The following is a 1405-nucleotide window of genomic DNA, read 5'->3' on the forward strand; positions in this document are numbered from 1 at the left end:
TGAAGTGACCCCTAAAAGTTAGACACGGTTATTTCATTAGGCAGCTTGATAAAAGTGAGTCCGGTATTGTACCGGGCTCATTTTTAATTTTGCCTTAATCCGTTTCGTATTATAATAATCTATATATTTTTCTAATTCTATTTTAAAGTGCTCTACATTTTCAAATTCTTTTATGTAGAGGAACTCCGACTTCATAATCCCAAAGAAATTTTCTATTACTGCGTTGTCGTAACAGTTGCCTTTTCGAGACATACTCTGGACGATAGCTCTTGATTCAAGTGTACGGACGTACTGTCTCATTTGATAATGCCATCCTTGATCCGAATGCATCAGTAGCTGGTGGGTTTCAGGTAAACGTTCCAATGCTTTCTCTAACATGTCTGAAACAAGCGAATACGTCGGTCTAGAACCAATTGTATAGGTAATAATTTCACCATTATACAAATCTAATACAGGTGATACATACAGTTTTTCTCCAAACAATTTAAACTCTGTGATGTCTGTAACCCACTTTTGATTCGGTGCATCTGTATGAAAATTACGCTCTAAAATATTAGGTGCAATTCTACCGACTTTTCCTTTATAGGATTTATATTTCTTCATACGCACAACACACTTTACCCCAAGCTCTTTCATAATGCGCTGAACCTTCTTGTGGTTCACTTTCTGGCCACGATTCGTTAATTCATCACGAATGCGACGGTAACCATAACGACCTTCATTTTCCTCATAAATCGCTTTAATCTCCGCTTTCAAATCGGCATCTATATCTGGACGATTCATTTTCTTTACTAAATCATAATATGTGCTTCGAGGAATAGTAGCTAGCTCCACGAGTGCCTTCACCGAATATTTATGCCTTAATTCATAGACTACTTGCGCTTTGTCTTGTTTTGTGATTTTTCCTTGTTTTGAACTAAGGCATTTAACTTTTTTAAGTACTCATTTTCCATCTCAAGCTGTTTAATGCGTGCTTCAAGTGCTTCGACTGACCCTTCAGCTAAAGGTTGTTTTAATTGTTTATTTGAATCTTTTTTCATAGATGGACGCCCCTTTTTCTTAGATTGAAGGGCATCAATTCCTTGTGTTTCGAGCTGTTTTTTCCAAACAGAAATCGTTGAAGGGGCAGGAATATTAAAGATAGCTGCCGTCTCAAATAAGGACATACCGTTTTCAATCATAAAGTTTAGTACGTCTAGTTTAAATTGTTGTGTGTAATTTGTACATCGTTTTAGAAAAGCTTCCAGACCATTCTGTTTATATTGGTTTACCCAATTCAAAATGATTGTGTCACTTATACCGAGTGATCTACCCATTTCTCGATAACTTTCATTTCCGTTCAAATAACGTAGAACGATTTGTATTTTTTCATCAGCTGTAAATTTAGCCATAGAAAAACTGCACC

The 1405-nt window shown here is 36.2% G+C and carries 1 protein-coding gene; it reads right to left on the minus strand.

Annotation, left to right across the window (positions count from 1 at the left end; all coding sequences use genetic code 11):
• Window positions 1-36: 36 nt before the first annotated feature.
• A protein-coding gene (locus AC1Q51_RS27785; RefSeq protein WP_098615502.1) for an IS3 family transposase occupies window positions 37-1391 on the minus strand; the annotation gives its coding sequence in 2 pieces (ribosomal slippage) (window positions 37-938 and window positions 938-1391; 1356 coding nt in all).
• Window positions 1392-1405: the final 14 nt, after the last annotated feature.

The organism is Bacillus sp. MT94 (assembly GCF_058792475.1).